Origin of the sequence: Maledivibacter sp. (genome assembly GCA_025210375.1) — a bacterium.
Taxonomy (GTDB): Bacteria; Bacillota; Clostridia; order Peptostreptococcales; family Caminicellaceae; genus JAOASB01.
Genome location: JAOASB010000047.1, coordinates 48523 through 65991, shown reverse-complemented (window position 1 = coordinate 65991; position 17469 = coordinate 48523). Strand labels below are relative to the sequence as shown.

The 17469-nt window shown below is 32.5% G+C and carries 14 protein-coding genes and 1 other annotated feature; of the genes, 2 read left to right on the top strand and 12 right to left on the bottom strand.

Annotated elements, in window-relative coordinates:
* Nucleotides 1–642: 642 nt before the first annotated feature.
* The 7 genes from N4A68_16665 to N4A68_16635 form a co-directional block, all read right to left on the bottom strand.
* Complete coding sequence (locus tag N4A68_16665) at nt 643–1221, bottom strand: indolepyruvate oxidoreductase subunit beta (GenBank protein ID MCT4565928.1); 579 nt, start codon at nt 1219–1221, stop codon at nt 643–645.
* 1 nt (nt 1222) lies between these two features.
* A complete protein-coding gene (gene iorA / locus N4A68_16660; protein ID MCT4565927.1) occupies nt 1223–3001 on the bottom strand; it encodes an indolepyruvate ferredoxin oxidoreductase subunit alpha in 1779 nt (592 codons plus the stop codon).
* 55 nt (nt 3002–3056) lie between these two features.
* Nucleotides 3057–3980, bottom strand: coding sequence for a bifunctional enoyl-CoA hydratase/phosphate acetyltransferase (locus N4A68_16655; GenBank protein ID MCT4565926.1), 924 nt, complete (start codon nt 3978–3980; stop codon nt 3057–3059).
* Nucleotides 3981–4332: 352 nt separating this feature from the next.
* Nucleotides 4333–5451: a tetratricopeptide repeat protein gene (locus N4A68_16650; GenBank protein ID MCT4565925.1), complete on the bottom strand. Its 1119-nt coding sequence runs from the start codon at nt 5449–5451 to the stop codon at nt 4333–4335.
* 150 nt (nt 5452–5601) lie between these two features.
* Nucleotides 5602–6339 carry a hypothetical protein gene (locus tag N4A68_16645; protein MCT4565924.1) on the bottom strand — a complete coding sequence of 246 codons (738 nt, stop codon included), beginning with the start codon at nt 6337–6339 and terminating at the stop codon, nt 5602–5604.
* A gap of 32 nt (nt 6340–6371) precedes the next feature.
* Nucleotides 6372–8123, bottom strand: a complete 1752-nt coding sequence (locus tag N4A68_16640) for a DUF4080 domain-containing protein (protein MCT4565923.1) — start codon at nt 8121–8123, stop codon at nt 6372–6374.
* Nucleotides 8124–8243: 120 nt separating this feature from the next.
* Nucleotides 8244–8735 (bottom strand): amidase domain-containing protein, encoded by a 492-nt coding sequence (locus N4A68_16635; GenBank protein MCT4565922.1) that lies wholly within the window; start codon nt 8733–8735, stop codon nt 8244–8246.
* Between the two features lie 286 nt (nt 8736–9021).
* Between N4A68_16635 and N4A68_16630 the strand changes: the two genes are divergently transcribed.
* Nucleotides 9022–9510 carry a hypothetical protein gene (locus N4A68_16630; protein MCT4565921.1) on the top strand — a complete coding sequence of 163 codons (489 nt, stop codon included), beginning with the start codon at nt 9022–9024 and terminating at the stop codon, nt 9508–9510.
* Between the two features lie 196 nt (nt 9511–9706).
* Here N4A68_16630 and argS read toward each other — a convergent pair whose 3' ends face one another.
* Nucleotides 9707–11407 (bottom strand): arginine--tRNA ligase, encoded by a 1701-nt coding sequence (argS, locus tag N4A68_16625; GenBank protein MCT4565920.1) that lies wholly within the window; start codon nt 11405–11407, stop codon nt 9707–9709.
* Between the two features lie 89 nt (nt 11408–11496).
* Nucleotides 11497–11708, bottom strand: a binding site (T-box leader).
* 156 nt (nt 11709–11864) lie between these two features.
* Here argS and N4A68_16620 point away from each other — a divergent pair.
* On the top strand, nt 11865–12770 hold the full coding sequence (locus tag N4A68_16620; GenBank protein MCT4565919.1) for a rhomboid family intramembrane serine protease: 906 nt from the start codon (nt 11865–11867) through the stop codon (nt 12768–12770).
* A gap of 107 nt (nt 12771–12877) precedes the next feature.
* On the opposite strand, the gene N4A68_16615 is transcribed toward N4A68_16620, so the two are convergent.
* The 4 genes from N4A68_16615 to zapA form a co-directional block, all read right to left on the bottom strand.
* Nucleotides 12878–13477: a GerMN domain-containing protein gene (locus tag N4A68_16615; protein ID MCT4565918.1), complete on the bottom strand. Its 600-nt coding sequence runs from the start codon at nt 13475–13477 to the stop codon at nt 12878–12880.
* A 39-nt stretch (nt 13478–13516) separates the two neighbouring features.
* Nucleotides 13517–13972, bottom strand: coding sequence for a DUF523 domain-containing protein (locus N4A68_16610; protein ID MCT4565917.1), 456 nt, complete (start codon nt 13970–13972; stop codon nt 13517–13519).
* Between the two features lie 14 nt (nt 13973–13986).
* Complete coding sequence (locus N4A68_16605; GenBank protein ID MCT4565916.1) at nt 13987–16353, bottom strand: endonuclease MutS2; 2367 nt, start codon at nt 16351–16353, stop codon at nt 13987–13989.
* A gap of 514 nt (nt 16354–16867) precedes the next feature.
* Nucleotides 16868–17428 carry a cell division protein ZapA gene (gene zapA / locus N4A68_16600; GenBank protein ID MCT4565915.1) on the bottom strand — a complete coding sequence of 187 codons (561 nt, stop codon included), beginning with the start codon at nt 17426–17428 and terminating at the stop codon, nt 16868–16870.
* Nucleotides 17429–17469 lie beyond the last annotated feature (41 nt).

Sequence of the window (17469 nt, the reverse complement as noted above, 5' to 3'; positions counted from 1 at the left end):
TGTTAAGCACGCCGCCAGCGTTCATCCTGAGCCAGGATCAAACTCTTAAAATAAAACTGGCGTTTCTTTATAGTTTGAATTTATTATCAAACTAAGGTTTAATTCCTTACACTGTTTAGTTTTCAATGTCCAAAGTTTTTTTCGCTTGTTTCAGCGACAAGATTTATTATAGCAGGTCTTTCATTTCATGTCAACAGCTTTTTTGACATTTTTTTCGTCGCTGTTTGTTAGCGACAAGAAATATCTTACCATGCTCAAAAGTAAAAGTCAAATGGTATTTTTTTCTTATGCAGCAATCTATAATATAAGTCCATATGTATTTTACCCTAATATACATATATTATGTATGTAATAACTAAACTTTCTATCATAGAATTTTCATATAGAGAGCTTAGGGTAAATCTTAATTTATACACGGACAAATATGGGATGATTCTATGCATTTTGGACTTGTATAAGTTAAAGTCTATACTATAGATATTCCAGTTAAACAGTTAATTTATACACATCAAAATGCCCTAGAATCATCGGATATTTTGAGATGTATAAATTAAGTTTAACTTTGGGAAATCTATATAGATATTCCAGTTAAACAGTTAATTTTAATATAACAAAGGGACCTCATAAGAAGCCCCTTTATTACTATTTTACTTGTTCCATTCCTTTTCTTAATGCTTTAATATTAATATCAACAAACTTTTCTTTCACTGTATTTTTTACTACTTCATCCCAGTCTATATTCTCTAATCCCATGGCCTGGATAAGAGCCCCAACCATTACTACATTCATGGTTTTTATATTTCCAAGTTCTTTAGCAATTTCTGCGGCCTCAAAAACAGTTACATCCGTCTTTCCCTGTAATTCTTCAATTATGCCTTTAGGATATTGTGCTTTCCCAGTTAGTATTGGTGCTGAAGGAATTTCATAGTCATTAACTACTACCTTTCCATCCTTTTTCAAATGATCAATCCATTTGCCCGATTCCATTTTTTCAAAAGAAACAAGTATATCGGCTTGACCCTTACCGATAATAGGGGAATACACCTTCTTGCCAAATCTAACTTGGGTAGTTACACTACCACCACGTTGAGCCATTCCATGAACTTCAGACATTTTCACATCATATCCTGCACTCATTAATCCATTAGCGAGGATTTTACTTGCAAGTATAATACCTTGTCCCCCTACACCTACTAATAATATATTTTTAATATCAGACATTCTAAGCACCCGCCTTTTCTATAGCATCAAATGGACATGCCTGTAAACAAACTTCACAGCCAACACACATATTTTCATTGATTTTTGCTTTCTTAGCTTCTGTATCAAACTCAATAGCAGGGCATCCAGTTTTTGTACAGATTCTACATCCTTTACAAGCATCTATATTAACTGTACAAATTGTTCTTTCGTTACCAAACTCCGTAATATCTTCTTGTGAAAATCTCTTAAGTACACAGGGCCATCTTGTTATTATTACAGAAGGCTCGTCCGACGCCAACGCTTCGTCCAATGCAGCACTTACTTCGTCTAATTTTAAAGGATTTACTGTTCTTACGCTAGGAATCCCGATAGCTTCACATAGTTTTGGTATATCGATCATGCCAGCTTTTTCACCTTGTAACGTATATCCGGTTCCAGGATTTTCTTGGTGACCAGTCATTCCTGTTATTCTGTTGTCAAGGATAACAGATACTGTATTACTTTTATTGTAAGCTACATTCATTAAGCTGTTTACTCCAGTATGGAAGAATGTCGAGTCTCCAATTACAGAAACTACTCTTTTTTCAACATCATTCTTTTGGAATGCTTTTTGAGCACCATGTCCTGTACTTATACTTGCCCCCATACAAATACAAGTGTCCATAGCACTTAAAGGCTCAGCGGAACCCAATGTATAACAACCTATATCTCCTGTGATCATTATGTTTTTCTTCTTACTTAAGGCATAATAAAAGCCTCTATGGGGACATCCCGCACACATCGTAGGTGGACGTCCTACGGTTTTTGACTCGTCAAATTTAATAGTTTCTCTTTCTTCTCCTAGAATTGCCTTAGCGATTATATCGGGATTCAGTTCACCTATTCCAGGTATCACATCCTTACCTATACAATCAATGCCTACAGCTTTTATTTGTTCCTCTATATATGGTTCTAACTCTTCTATAATATAAAGAGTCTCTACCTGGTCAGCGAACTCTTTTATTTTCTTCATTGGTAGTGGAAAAGTAAACCCAAGCTTTAAATAGGAAACCTCATCACCGAATACTTCCTTAGCATATTGATAAGCAACCCCTGAAGTAATAATACCTATTTTTTTATTATTCCATTCAAATCTGTTTAATTCAGTAGTATTGCTAAATTCTTCTAATTCCTTTGTTCTTTGTTCAACCTTAACACGTAGCACTCTACCATTAGCTGGAGCCGCCACATACTTTGGTATATTCTTTTCATATTTTTTAATCTCTACTTCTTCTCTTTCCCCAAACTCAACTATACCTTTGCTATGACAAATTCTAGTGGTCATTCTAAATAAAACAGGAGTATCAAATTTTTCACTAATCTCTATTGCCGTTTTTATAAAATCCTTACTTTCTTGGCTATCACTTGGTTCAACCATAGCTATTTTAGAAAATCTTGCATACATTCTATTATCTTGTTCGTTTTGTGAACTGTGCATTCCAGGATCATCTGCAGATACTAAAACCATTCCACCATTTACGCCTGTATAAGCATATGTGAAAAGAGGGTCAGCAGCTACATTGACCCCAACATGCTTCATAGCAGCAAGGGATCTTGCCCCAGCTATGGATGCCCCAATAGAAGATTCCAAAGCAACTTTTTCATTGGGTGCCCATTCGGCATAGATATCTTTTTTATATGGAGCAATATTTTCTAGAATCTCTGTACTTGGTGTACCTGGATAAGCAGAAGCAAATGTAACTCCGGCTTCATATGCACCACGGGCTACCGCTTCATTACCTGTCAAAAACTTCTTCATTATTTCACTCTCCTTGTCATTTCTATTTAGCTATATATATTAAAAAATAACTAGTCTATTTTGTTTCACCAGACTGATATGCCGCTATAACACTTCCCAATGCTATAGAATTTAATTTGGCTTTATAACTATCAGCACGGGATACTAAAACAACTGGGGCTTTAGCGCCCATTATTATTCCAGCTGACTCCGCATTGGCCATATAGGTTAAAGCTTTCCCAATTCCATTACCCACTTCAATCACTGGAACAATAAGTATATCGGCATCTCCAGCTACTTCACTTTTAAACTTCTTTGTTTGTGCAGCTTCCTTTGATACCGCAAGATCAAAGGCTATAGGCCCTTCTACTATTACGCCCTCGCCAAATTCACCCCTAGTATCCATTTCCTTTAATTTATCAGCATCAACTGTAGCTATCATCTTTGTACTAACTTTTTCCTTGGCTGTTAGACAAGCAACCTTGACATTTTCAATGCCCATGGCCTGGGCAACCTTGACTGAGTTTTTTAAAATTAATGCTTTTTCATCTAACGAAGGAGCTATATTCATTCCCCCGTCGGTCATAAATAGCAGCTTATGGTACGTAGGAACCTGATAAACCATTACATGACTCAACAAACTATCTGTTCTAAGTCCTATTTCCCTATCCAAAACAGCTTTTAACAATATGGAAGTGTCTATTAACCCCTTCATTACAAAATCTGCCTTCCCAGCGTTTACTAATTCAACCGCTGTTCTCGCTGCTTCTATAATATCAGTTTTGTTAATTAGTTCATACCTACTAATGTCGAGATTATTTTTTTTAGCAATTTCTATAATTCTTAATTCTTCGCCTACCAATATGGGTTTTACAATTCCCATCTGAGCTGCACCGCATACAGCTATCAAGACATCTTCATCCTGGGCAGCAGCTACAGCTAGCTTCATCATGGTTTGCTTTTTTGCAACGCTAATAAGCCCCTCAAAATTTTTGATCACTTCATCACATCCTATTCAGTCAATTTATTCACTTTAATTGAAATATTACAGCAATGAAAAATCCATTTAGAATAATTTCAAATTTTTTAATAGCACTTCAATAATTAATTGAACCTAATGCTATTTTACAATAATTTGAATTATCATTCAATATATTTTATGAAATTTTGTTGAAGCTCTCAAATTTTTTAACAACTGAGCAAATTGCATAATTACCTTGTACAAAAACTATCAACTATATATAGTTAAAAATCTTCAAAACTATATCACCAAATATGCTATATCTCAAATATTTAAATTAAGGATGGTATTCGCATATTAGGCCTAGCCAAGTAAGAGTTATGCAATTTCCTCAACTAATAGACTGTATCTTTTTATGCCATGCTAGGGTAACTTCATCATGGGGATTTATTTGTAATGATTTATTTATATACTCAGCAGCTTCCTTAAGCTCTCCCCTTTGAAGATAAGCAATCCCTAGGTTACATAGAATTTCAGAATCATTTCCCTTTATACTTAAGGCTATTTCAAAGTGCTTAATAGCTTCATTGATTCTTCCCAATGAGATATTACATAGACCTATCTCATTTAAGATATCTGCTTGATTTGGTTGTATTCTATAGGATTTTTCAAAATACTCCAGTGCTTCTTCAAAGTCACCTAACTGTCTATAGGCTAGTCCAATAAAAAATTGTAGATTCCACCAATCACTATATACTTCTTCCAATGGTAAAAGTAATTTTAAAGCCTCATTAGGTCTACCATTTAATACAAGATTATAGCCTTCTTCGTACTGTACTTTATAGCTTATTTCCACTAACTTATTTACTATTTCACTTTCCTTATTTTCATCTATACCTTTCTCAATACATTTTTCCCAAGTGATTTCAGCCTTTTTATAAAGTTTCTTATTTAAATAATGAAATCCTAAATGGTAATAGGATAATGAAAAATCAGGATAAAGGTTAGTTATTTTTTCAAATATCTCAAAGGCTTCATCTTCAAAATCCTTAATATGTTTATCTGACCATTGCTCAGATACTTCTTCTAAGCACCTAGCATAGTTATACATTGAATCCAAATCATCTTCCTTTATATATAGGCAAGCCTTAAAGCATATCAATGCCTCTACTTTATTACCGGCTTCAATCAATCTAAATCCTTGTTGCAAGATAACATTTATAATATTTTCATCGAATGCCATTAAGAATTCTTTATAGGCGTTATTATGCTTAAATCCACTATCCACCCCCATTATATATACCATACCCTCTATAATTTTTAGTATGGAAATATCCTGGACGGAATCCTCAACTTTAACTCTATTTACCACCTCATTAAATGGCATTGGTAAAGGTATACTATCATCAAAGGTAAAACCTTTCACTTCCAATTTCTTATTTTCCTTAAGATGAATAAATATCACATCGTTCACTCTATCCTTTAAATACTTTTCTACCCTATTAAACATACTTTCCTCCTTATGAATAATTTAAAGTCATCCTATAATAGGTCAAATATCATCAATCTAATAAAAGCTCTTGTGACATATAATTTAACCTACAAGAATGACTTTAATTTTTTAATCGTGACCAAGACTTAATAACTAAGCAAAACCCTATTATTTATACATATTTCTCATAAACATTCTTTTCCTTCTTGTAGAAGTACTTAGCACATTAAAAAGCTGTCCTCTGTAAATCATTGCATAGGCGAAAAAGATTTGATATACAATAACGTTTAGTATATTTATACTAAAGGAAAATAAACTGATATTGTTATCTGTAATAGCATGTATCAGATAAAAAATTGCTACTATAAATACGTTAGGAATAAACCACTCTAACCAATTTTCCTTTATAAAATCAAATGAATATGTTATAGCATCCAACCCATCATGATGTTTTTGATAGATTGTTTCTGGTAATGGATTTAGGAGTATAAACGCTAATACTTGAATAATAAACCATAAGGAAACGCCTCCTATATTCATATAAATTATAGGCCTTAAAAATAAATTAGCTCCATATCTCACAAACCAAAAGATTATTAATATAATATATATTTTCCTAAGATAAACTGTAAAACCACTTTTAAAATCATTAAAGCTAAAGCTTCCATAATTAATAATATTCTCAATTAAATAAAGGTAATTTGAAATTAAAGCACTTTGGAATAATGTTAGTATGATGCCCCCTAATATCCATGCATAGGAAATCACAGGTAACATCGCGATGATCAGAATAGTATATACAATCCCTACTAAAAAGATTTTCCAGTTCTTAATAGCCAGTTTGAAGCTTTTGGGAATTATTCCTTTATTGGTTAAAATGATATCTTCAATAAATTTCAACTTCATTCTCCTCTCCTTTGTTGTTTGTATATAGACCTTTATATATTTACCCTATAGTATTTTGACCTTCCAAAGTCCTTATTATCTACTTCGTAATTAAATAACATAACTACAGGCCCATCTAAAGTCCTTTTCATGGAATTATCTACTAAATATAATATATCATATTTAAAGACTCCAAATTGTATTTTCTTTATTATTTTTTTTGCTGTCATTCCCTTAAACTCTGGCAAATATTTTTCAATATTTTCTTCATCCTGTAAGAATTTATGGGATCTGTCTTTAAAATCCTCCACTTCTATAAAGTCAAAAAACTCTGGGACATTTCCACCCTTATTTCTGAGATAGTCAAATTTTAGTATTTCTTTAAAAATATCTTCATTATCAAATTCCTTTTCCCTATAGAACTTTAATAATATCTTATACATCTGATCCTTTCTATGGGATACATGATGATATCCCGTGTCTCTCCAATAAACGGATAAATCTTCAAAAAGCTTTGAGGGACTTTTATAAAAATTCCTAACAATATAATCTATACTAAAATCAAAACTATGGGAGTTATAATACTGATCTGTCATCTCTTCAATAAGCTTAAGATCTAATATCTCTTTATAGGAAATATGATCATTACTCATAACCTCATAGGGAGGCTTATCTTTATAAACATATTGATATTTGTCTTGACTTATCCTAACCCCTGAACCCTTTAACAGCTTCAAAAAACCTAACTGAATTTTATTGGGCTTTAAATTATAAACATCATCAAAGGATTGTAAAAAGGTTCCATAATCCTCATAGGGTAATCCGGCTATTAAGTCCAAATGAAGATGAATATTGTTATAGGCCGATAGTCTATTTATTACATATGTAATTCTATCAAAGCTCATATTTCTTTTTATTTCTTTAAGGGTTATTTGATTTGTACTTTGAACACCGATTTCGAATTGAAAAAGTCCTTTTCTTACATCCTTTAAGAAGTCCAATATTTCTTCATCTAAAAGATATGCGGTAATCTCAAAATGAAAATTTATTTTTCCATTATCAATACTTTGTATATATTTCATTATTTCCAAACAATGATTTTTATCGGCATTAAAGGTTCTGTCAACAAATTTTACTTGTTTCACATCTGCATCAATAAATTTTTTGAGATCTTTTTTGATTCTGTCCAGTGAAAAATATCTTACTCCACATAGGGTTGAAGAAAGACAGTATTGACAATTGAATGGACATCCCCTTGAGCTTTCGTAATAAATAATCCTATTATCTAGCTCCTTTAGGTCCCCATAAGGGTATGGTACAATATCTAGGTTTGGAATTAATGCCCTTTCTTTGTTGATGTGAATATCACCCTTTTCTCTAAAGGCCAGCCCATCTATATCATGAATATCTCCAATTTTATTATCTAGCAAATTCAAAAACTCATTAAGAGTCAATTCTCCTTCTCCAAAAATGATATAATCAATATAATCATGGTCTTCTAGTATCTCCTTAGGATTATAGCTCACCTCAGGCCCACCTAGTAAAATCCTTAGCCCCTTATTAGCTTTTTTTAGATTTTTAGCTATTTCAAGGGTTTGCTCGATATTCCATATATAGCAAGAAAAACATACTAAATCATAGTCCTTTACATATATTTCCCTTAATATATAGTCTAAATCATTGTTTATAGTGTACTCCTCGATATGCATATCTGGAAACTCCGTTTTATTATAATACCATAAGTATCTTAACGCTAAAGATGAATGGATAAACTTAGAGTTTAACGTTACTAAAAGTGTTTTCATTAGTTCACATCCTTGCCTTTCTTTATCTAGTGTATATAAGATTATAAACATTTTTAAATCATTAATAATTATAACATAACATCTAAAAAGATATACCATTTATAGCCTATTCCCATTCTTTTATTTCATATAACCCTCAATATGGATAAATCTAAGCTCTTTAAAGTAATAATTTGACACACTATAATGCTTTCTATCTATAGTATGGGTCGCGATGAAAATATTATCTAATGTTTTAGGAAACTTAATATCCACAACAATTAAAGAATGCCCAAAGTCTTCAGTAGGTTCAAATCTTAATTGAATCAAATCTCCAAGTTGTATATGCTTCATATCTACTTCTGAGGCAACTGGCCCTGGCCCATTGTTTTTAGTCAGAAATTTATAAAGGTATTTTACACTAGTCCAAGCAGGGGCTCTGTTGTTGATGTTTTCATAGTACCAGCCATACTTATCATAGTTCATCGGGCATCCACCTGCATTAATGACTTGAGAACAAAAATTTGTACAATCCCCGCCCATTTCATCAAAATTCGTATAACTAGGATTCCTCTTCAAAGCCCACTTGTTTGCATAATGCACAGCACTCATTCTATTATAACTATAAATCATAAAACTTCCCCTTTTTCTTATATTGAAACCCAAATTATTCATAGAATGTTTAAAGTGGAGCATTTTATGAATATGCTAGGAGCGAAAATACGTAGTAGAGTTTTAAATTTTCTATAAATAATATGGATTTAAGCAATACTCCTTGAAAAATGTATTACTTATAACAGTATATATGTGATTTACAACAAAAAAATTAGTGATTTTTTATGTTAAATTCAGATAATTATGTTATGATATTACTATAGAAATCGCAATAAATCTTTTATATTAGAGGGGAGTAGTGCGTATGACAATAATGTCTTCTCGTTTAATTAGACACCAAATCTGCATAGAAGAGTTGCGGAATTTGGGTGCCAAGGTAATTTCCATTCAAGGGATAATGTTTTATGTGAAATTTAAAATAAATGAAACTAAATTATCCTATATGTATCATATAAAAACTGACAATACTTACTATCTCGAAAGAATCAAGCCCTATTTCATGACTATAGGAGACTTTCATTCAGAAGAAGACATAATAGATATAATAAAGATCGATCTTGAACAATTCAGAAATGCAATGAATAGTAAGAACTTTAATAATTTCATTGAGATCGATAAAAGTATCACAAAGCTAGTAAGATATTTTGAAGACCTTTATCTATATTATAATATTTCAAAGGATGATATGGGTACTATAAAAGAAGAAGTAGGCCATCTTTTAGACAAGATTGTAGAAATTAAAAACAATAGCCAAAGAGTTTATCATAAGAAAGATCCAGATGTTTTAAAATGAAAACGCGTCAAAAACGCGTTTCAGGCTGCCTAACAATCCGAATTTCTTCGTTGTTGCCTAGGCCAAGAACCCTTACGTATGTCTGTATACGCTACGGCCTCTCGGTTTCAGCACGCCTCGAACTTCGAATTGTTAGGCAGCCTAACATCTTGTTGACTTTGTCAACAATCTGAAACGCGTCAAAGACGGGTTTTTTTTACATTCTTTCCGGTGCTGCTACACCAATAAGTTTAAGTCCATTCTTAATAGTTTGCTTACAAGCTGAAACTAATGCAAGTCTAGCCTTTTGTAATTCTTGATCTTCAACTAGTATAGAATGATCATGATAAAATTTATTGAATGCTTGGGCGAGGTCAATTGTATATCTAGTAACCACAGCTGGTTCATATTTCCTTGCGGCATCAAGGATAACATCTGGAAATTTATTTAGTATTCTTATTAAGTCCATTTCTTCCTTCTCAGACAATAAGCCAAAGTCTATATCCTTTGTATAGTCTATATTTGACTTTCTAAGTAAGCTTGATGCTCTAGCATGGGTATATTGAACATATGGACCGGATTCTCCATCGAAATTCAAGGTTCTGTCCCAAGAGAATGTGTAATCTTTAATCATATTGTTTGATAGTTCTTGGAACACAACTGCTCCAATACCTACTTCCTTAGCAACTCTTTCTTTTCCTTCTAGGTTTGGATTCTTTTGGCTTATGATTTCTTCAGTCTTTTCAACAGCCTTAGTAAGAACATCCTCTAAAAATACTACTCTTCCCTTTCTGGTAGACATAGTACCTTCTTCTAAACTTATCATTCCAAATGGAACATGTATACAATCATCGGCCCAATCGTGGCCCATCAAATCAATTATTTTTATCCATTGTTTGAAATGTAGGTTTTGTTGAGATCCAACAACATAGATATTTTTATAGAAATCATAGTGTTTTTTTCTATATATAGCAGCAGCTAAATCCCTTGTCATATAAAGAGTTGAACCATCCTTCTTAGTTATTAAAGCCGGTGGCATTCCATATTCTTCTAGATCAACTATTTCGGCTCCTTCTGACTTCTTCATAAGGTTGTTTTCCCTCATGGCATCAAGTACGGCTGGCATTTTATCGGAATAGAAGCTCTCACCTGCATAGGAATCAAACTTAATACCTAGCATGTCATAGACCCTATTGAATTCCATTAAGCTCACGTCTCTAATCCACTGCCAAAGTTCTACCGCTTCTCCATCATTATCCTCTAACTTCTTAAACCATATTCTAGCATCATCATCAAGCTTAGGTTGTTTTTCGGCTTCTTCATGAAACTTTATATAAAGCTTTAGGAGTTCCGGTATAGGGTTTGTTTCTATAACTGACTTATCACCCCATGCTTTTATAGCAACGATCAATTTACCGAATTGAGTACCATAATCTCCTAAATGGTTAATAGCTATAGTATTATAGCCAATATATTTATATATATTATTTATTGCACTACCAATTACCGTAGTCCTAATATGTCCTATATGAAATGGTTTAGCAATATTAGGTGAAGAAAACTCAACTATTACGTTTTTCTGCTGACCAAGGTCAGAGGAACCAAACATATCACCCTTATCCATTACCTCATCAATAACTGTTTTAGCATAAATCTTTTTGTTAATAGTGAAGTTAATATAAGCAGCGGCAGTATCAATATTTTCAAACAACTCATTTCCCAAAATAGCTTCGGCTATATCCTTTGCTATTAAGTTAGGAGCTTTCCTAAATATCTTGGCAAGCTTAAAACAAGGAAATGCAAAATCCCCCATATCAGAATTAGGTGGGATCTCAATCATGCCTATAATTTCTTCAAAATTCAGCTCGGATATTTTTTCATCTAAAATATTGGCAATTTCTTTTTTAAAATCTATCATTTTTTTACCTCCTAAGTTTTCTTATATGTATTGTTAAACTATACAGCTTAACAATTTTGATAATAATAAAAACTCGTCTCTTAATAAACTTAAGAGACGAGTTTGATTCCCGCGTTACCACTCTTATTGGTACTAAAATGTACCCTCTTTTTTTCCCATTAATGGAGGAAACCCATTTAGCATACTAAATTCAGCTAAAATCTCAAAGGTGCGTTTCAACTAAAACCGTATATCGGGCTTCCACCATCCCCGATTCTCTATAATACATATTAAAGCCTAATCTCCTTTTCAAAGACATGAAAATTTATTTGATTTTGAAATATAATTTACCATATTTGAAAAATTAAATCAAGTATTTTAATAAATAAATTTTACTTAGACTATATTAGCTTTTATTTCTTCAATTTATTTGTTAAAATTATTATATCTTTTTTAAATGGAGGTATTCACATAATCTATGATTAAAAATAAAAAATTTTACTTAACTTATATCATCATAGCCATTAATATTTTAATTTGCATTTTGATGTTTTTAATAGACAAATCCTTTGACTTCAACATATATACACTTATTAGATTTGGAGCTAAACACAATTCAATGATAGCTTCGGGTCAATATTATAGGCTGATTTCCCCTACGTTTTTACATTCAGACCTTACCCATCTTTTCTTTAACATGTACGCTTTGTTTATACTAGGTAAAAACATAGAAATTATATACGGAAAATCTAGATTTATAATCATTTATTTAGTAGCAGGTGTATTCGGAACTCTTGGGAGCTTTATATTCACCAAATCCATTGCAGTAGGAGCATCTGGAGCCATATTTGGTTTATTGGGAGCCCATGTCTCCCTTTATATAAGCAAACCTAATTTTTTCAATAAAAAATTCCTTAAAGATATATTGACAGTTATAGGAATAAATTTATTATTAGGTATTATTTTCCCAAACATCGATAATTGGGCTCATATCTGTGGTCTTATAGGCGGGTTTATTATTAGCTGGTCAATTGGAATAGAAGGTCAAAAGACCTTCACTTCAAAAAAAGTAATGGCTCAATTATTAACCCTTATACTATTGTGTACTTCCTTGATAGTAGGTATTAAGCTTACCCAAAATAGCTGGGAATATAATCTTTTTAAGGGAGAACAATATTTAGAAAGCAATAATATAGACAAAGCAGAGAGGGAGTTTAAAATAGGTATTTCTAGAAATGATGACATGGAAATTTTCCACTATTATCTTGGGCATATTAATTTGGCAAAAGGAAATTCTCAAAAAGCTAGGTACCATTTTGAAAAAGCAGTAGAAATAAATCCTAAATTTACTGAGGCCGAAGAAATTCTAGAAAAAATCAATTAAAATTTAGTTTCTATAGTAGCCTTAGGTATAGAAAAATACACCTCAAATGTTAGATATATTTGCCTAACATTTGAGGTGTACTTGTATCTAAAATTACTTTTTGTTTTCTATTTATCGGGGAATAATCCCTCTAGGAAAAACATGGGTTCAGAAACCTTTACTCCATTAAAGCTCTCTAAGGCTTCCCCTTCAACTATTATCTGTGCAGTTTCATTTCCCGGCACTGCAACCACTGAATTAACTATTCCTCCCACAGCCAACATTGCATCACTACTAGACATTTTCTTTTCTTTAAAGTCCTTAGAAAGATTAATTATTACATTATTATCTTCTCTTTCTATAGATAATAATTTAGTACCTTCAGGAACTGGACTAATAAATTCACCCTTTGGTTCATAATTAATAAGCTGTTCTATAATAAATTCTTCCATTGACTTGTCCTTAAAGCCTTCATCATTTATATTAACTGTAAAATATTCGTCATAAAGGAATGGTTTATCCTTATACCTTAGATACAGTATATATTCCACGTCTTCTTGGGCTTCTTCCTTTGTTTCCGTATCACTAGCAGCATCCACAGTTTCCATTTGACTTTGTACATCGGGTTGTTCTAAATCCACTTCTTCAATTTCATCCTTTTTCTTACATCCTGAGAATAAACTCAAGGCTAAAACGGCTATAAGTAAATAACTCAATATTTTTTTCATTTGTTTTTCCCCCTTAAAAATAAATACCCTTCATATGGATTACATATATTCTTTATAATTTTCTTCATCAAGCACTAAAATATTATTTTTCTTAAGTAATTCTGCTGTAACCCCACTTCCCTCTTTAAGCTTACCATTAAAATTTCCATCATAGATATTAGTACTCCCACAGGATGGACTTCTTTTCTTTAGTATAGCGACCCTTACATTATATAGGTCTGCTATTCTTAATGTTTCCTTAGCACCCTTGATAAATTGTGTAGTTACATCTTCCCCTTGTTTATTCTTTATCCTACCTACTCCATCTAAAACAGCTTTGCCATCTCCATTTATTATTTCACTGGGAATCCGTGGAGTTGGTAACCCCCCAAGCTGTTCAGGACAGGCTATAACAAACTCCTTATCCCTTAAGAAATCTAGTAGTTCTTTATTTAGATTACTTTCCCCATTATATTTACAGTCTAAGCCAATAAGACATGCGCTAACAAGGATCATACCGGGCTCACTCCTTACTTTAAATCAACAATAGTTACTCCTGATCCACCTTCACCATATATTCCTTCTCTATATGCCTTAACATGGGTATGTCTCTTAAGAAAATCCTTGATTCTCTTTCTTAAAGCCCCTGTTCCCTTTCCATGAATAACGGTAACTTGTTGAAGCCTGGCAAGGTAAGCGTCATCTAAATACTTATCAAGATTAATTGATGCTTCCTCAAAGGTTTGACCCCTTAAGTCAATTTCATTTCTTATGCTTTGGGTTTTGGATTTCATTATTGAGCCTATATTTGTTTTTTTGATATTACTTTTTTCTTCATTCATAAGTCTTAGATTTGAAATATTTACATTAATTTTCATTATACCAACTTGGACGGTTAATTCACCGTTATTATTTGGCTTAGTTAATACAGTTCCCTCTTGATTAAGGTTTATAACCTTGACCTGATCACCCATATTTAAATCTTTAGGTGGTTGAGAATAAACAGTATCATCGCCAAAAAACACAGGTTCATGGAGTTCATCAATATTGTCCTTCATTTTTTTTCTTAGTTCTTCAATTTTTTTATTTCTTTCTCTTCCAACATCCTTAGATATATCTCTTAATTCTTTGATTATTTCATCCGCTTCTTTTTTCGATTCCCTCAATAACTTTCTAGCTTCCTCTTTGGCTTCTCTGATTTCTTTATCCCTTTGCTGCTGCAGCTTGTCATATTTTTTTTCATAATCTTGTTTAAGTCTTTGCACTTCCAATCTCAGTTTAATTGCTTCATCTCTTTCCTGCTCAGCAGTTTTTCTATTGTTCTCAATGGTCGATATTATTTCCTCAAATTCAATATCTTCTTTTGTAATAAATTCCTTAGATTTGTTTATAATATCTTCACCGAGACCAAGTCTTCTTGATATCTCCAATGCATTTGACTTACCAGGCACTCCAATAAGCAGTTTATATGTAGGACTTAATGTCTCTACATCAAACTCCACACATGCATTTTCTATGCCTTCATTCGCCAGTGCAAATTGTTTTAACTCACTATAATGGGTAGTTGCTACGGTTTTTACACCCTTATCATAGATATGGGTTAAAATGGCCATGGCTAAGGCAGCCCCTTCAGTGGGATCTGTCCCTGAGCCTAACTCATCTAATATGACTAAATCATCACATGATACATTATCTAATATCTCAACAATATTTGTCATATGGGATGAAAAAGTACTAAGACTTTGTTCAATACTTTGTTCATCACCTATATCTGCATAAACACTATTAAATATAGAAATCTCTGTCCCATGATCCGCAGGTATATGCATTCCTGATTGAGTCATAAGCACCATAAGCCCAAGGGTTTTTAGAGTTACAGTTTTTCCCCCTGTGTTTGGTCCAGTTATAAGCAAAGTATTAAATTTATCTCCTAGCCAAAGGTTAGTGGGAACCACTTCCTTTGGATTAATCAAAGGATGTCTTCCATTTTTTATTCTTATATACCCTTTATCATTCAACTCCGGCTCCATACCCTTCATGTCAAGTGATAATTTTGCCTTTGCGAATATGAAATCCAATTTTGCCAGGACTTCTTGATTAATCTTGATATTTTCTGCAGCTTCACCAACCTGTGCTGATATTTCCCTAAGAATCCTTTCAATCTCTGCCTTTTCCTTGAGCCTAAGCTCCTTTAGTTCATTGTTCATTTCCACTATAGCCATAGGCTCAATAAATAGCGTTGCTCCACTGGATGATTGATCATGAACTAGACCTGGAACTTCTTTCTTATTTTCCGCCTTAACGGGAATAACAAACCTATCCTGTCTTATGGTTATGATTGCATCCTGTAAGTACTTTTGAGTTCTTGAAGAATTTATTATTGCATTTAGCTTATTCCTTACAGCAACATTTTTATTCTCAATCTGTCTTCTAATATTTTTTAAAGCATGACTAGCATTATCAGATATTTCATCTTCACTAATAATAGCTTCCTCTATTCGACTTTCAATATTTTTATAGGTACTAATACTTGATATCAAGCTTTGTAGAGGTGAAAAACTATCATCCTCTGGGGCTTTAATGAAATTTCTTAGAACCCTTGCAGTTCTTAGTGTATCTCCTACCTCAAGTAGTTGTCCAGGATATAGGTATGAACCTATTTCCGCAATTTTCAAATACCTTCCAAGATCATATATAGGTCCTATGGGTATACTACCCTTCTGAATCATTAAGCTAACAGCCTCAGATGTCTCCATCAACCTATTCTTCACTTCATTAAAATCCTTTATTGGTTTAAGCTCTTCTACAAGTTCTCTTCCAAGATTAGAAGTTGCTTTATTTTTTAATTTGCTTTTTATTTTTTCATATTCCAAAACCCTAATGGTTCTTTCATTCATAAATATATTCTCCTTATACTCTTAAATAACGCCCCTAGAAAAATTTCCTTTAGTAAAATCTCCTTTAGCTTCCCTCCTAAGTCCATTATTTCCATTCAAAATCCCTTGAAGCATTTCCTGGTAAGCTTTTACTATACCTATTATTTCATTTTTATATTCATTTGTAAACTGTAATCTTAGAATCCCGACTCTGCTTTTAACAATTTATTCCATACCTATCCCTCAAGCCCTAGCTTGAATTTTTACATACACCACAGCTTTTTTCACATTATCACTCCTAAATCAATCAAATCAAGGATGATATTCGTATATTATAGAGAGTTCCAAGTAAATCTTAATTTATACATGTACAAATACTCAGTGTTTCTGGGAGTTTTGGACATGTATAAATTAAAGTTCTGACTGGAATCTCTATAGATTTAGCCAAGTAAGAGTTATGCAATTTCCTCAAATACAATAAAAAAGTAGTAGTATTATTATATCACTACTACAGAAACAAATTTCATTATAAGCATTATTTATCGAAAACCTCAATAAATTCTTGAAGCTCCTTTTTGGTTTGCACTAACTTAACCTCACTTTGTACAAGTTTATTTTTTAAATCCTCATTGATTTTTTCTGCTTTTTTAAGCTTATTATCCTTGATATTTGCTTCATAACTTAACCTGTTTACTTCTTCCCGTAGCTCCATATGATTAGCCTCAATATTCCTTAAGCTCTCCTTCATCCCTTCGTATTCCTCTAGTAGACTCTGATAATTTTTTTCTCTTTTATCCATTTCCAAAGTGGATGTTGCAAGGAGTTCCTTAGTTTTTTCCAATTCTTCAAAGGGCCTTCCGTGTTCAGTTTCGAGTTTATGGTGTTCATCCACTAATTTAAAATACTCATCTCCAATATTAACAGCTGTCAAAACAGCTATCATAGCTGTGCTAAACTTTTTATTTTTATCCGCTATTTCGTTCATTTTATCATCAACATAGTTAGAGACCCTTTGCATAAATTCCCTCGGTTCATCGCCAACAATTGTATATTCCTGTCCAAATATTTTTACTATGACCCTATTTTTATTTATCATCTATTATACAACCCCTTTAGATTAAACAAATCCTATAAAAT

Bases quoted from the DNA above. Each gene is read 5' to 3' on its own strand.
- N4A68_16665 (MCT4565928.1), bottom strand. From the start codon at position 1,221: ATGTCTGATATTAAAAATATATTATTAGTAGGTGTAGGGGGACAAGGT.
- iorA (MCT4565927.1), bottom strand. From the start codon at position 3,001: ATGAAGAAGTTTTTGACAGGTAATGAAGCGGTAGCCCGTGGTGCATAT.
- N4A68_16650 (MCT4565925.1), bottom strand. From the start codon at position 5,451: ATGTTTAATAGGGTAGAAAAGTATTTAAAGGATAGAGTGAACGATGTG.
- N4A68_16645 (MCT4565924.1), bottom strand. From the start codon at position 6,339: ATGAAGTTGAAATTTATTGAAGATATCATTTTAACCAATAAAGGAATA.
- N4A68_16640 (MCT4565923.1), bottom strand. From the start codon at position 8,123: ATGAAAACACTTTTAGTAACGTTAAACTCTAAGTTTATCCATTCATCT.
- N4A68_16635 (MCT4565922.1), bottom strand. From the start codon at position 8,735: ATGATTTATAGTTATAATAGAATGAGTGCTGTGCATTATGCAAACAAG.
- N4A68_16630 (MCT4565921.1), top strand. From the start codon at position 9,022: ATGACAATAATGTCTTCTCGTTTAATTAGACACCAAATCTGCATAGAA.
- argS (MCT4565920.1), bottom strand. From the start codon at position 11,407: ATGATAGATTTTAAAAAAGAAATTGCCAATATTTTAGATGAAAAAATA.
- N4A68_16620 (MCT4565919.1), top strand. From the start codon at position 11,865: ATGATTAAAAATAAAAAATTTTACTTAACTTATATCATCATAGCCATT.
- N4A68_16615 (MCT4565918.1), bottom strand. From the start codon at position 13,477: ATGAAAAAAATATTGAGTTATTTACTTATAGCCGTTTTAGCCTTGAGT.
- N4A68_16610 (MCT4565917.1), bottom strand. From the start codon at position 13,972: ATGATCCTTGTTAGCGCATGTCTTATTGGCTTAGACTGTAAATATAAT.
- N4A68_16605 (MCT4565916.1), bottom strand. From the start codon at position 16,353: ATGAATGAAAGAACCATTAGGGTTTTGGAATATGAAAAAATAAAAAGC.
- zapA (MCT4565915.1), bottom strand. From the start codon at position 17,428: ATGATAAATAAAAATAGGGTCATAGTAAAAATATTTGGACAGGAATAT.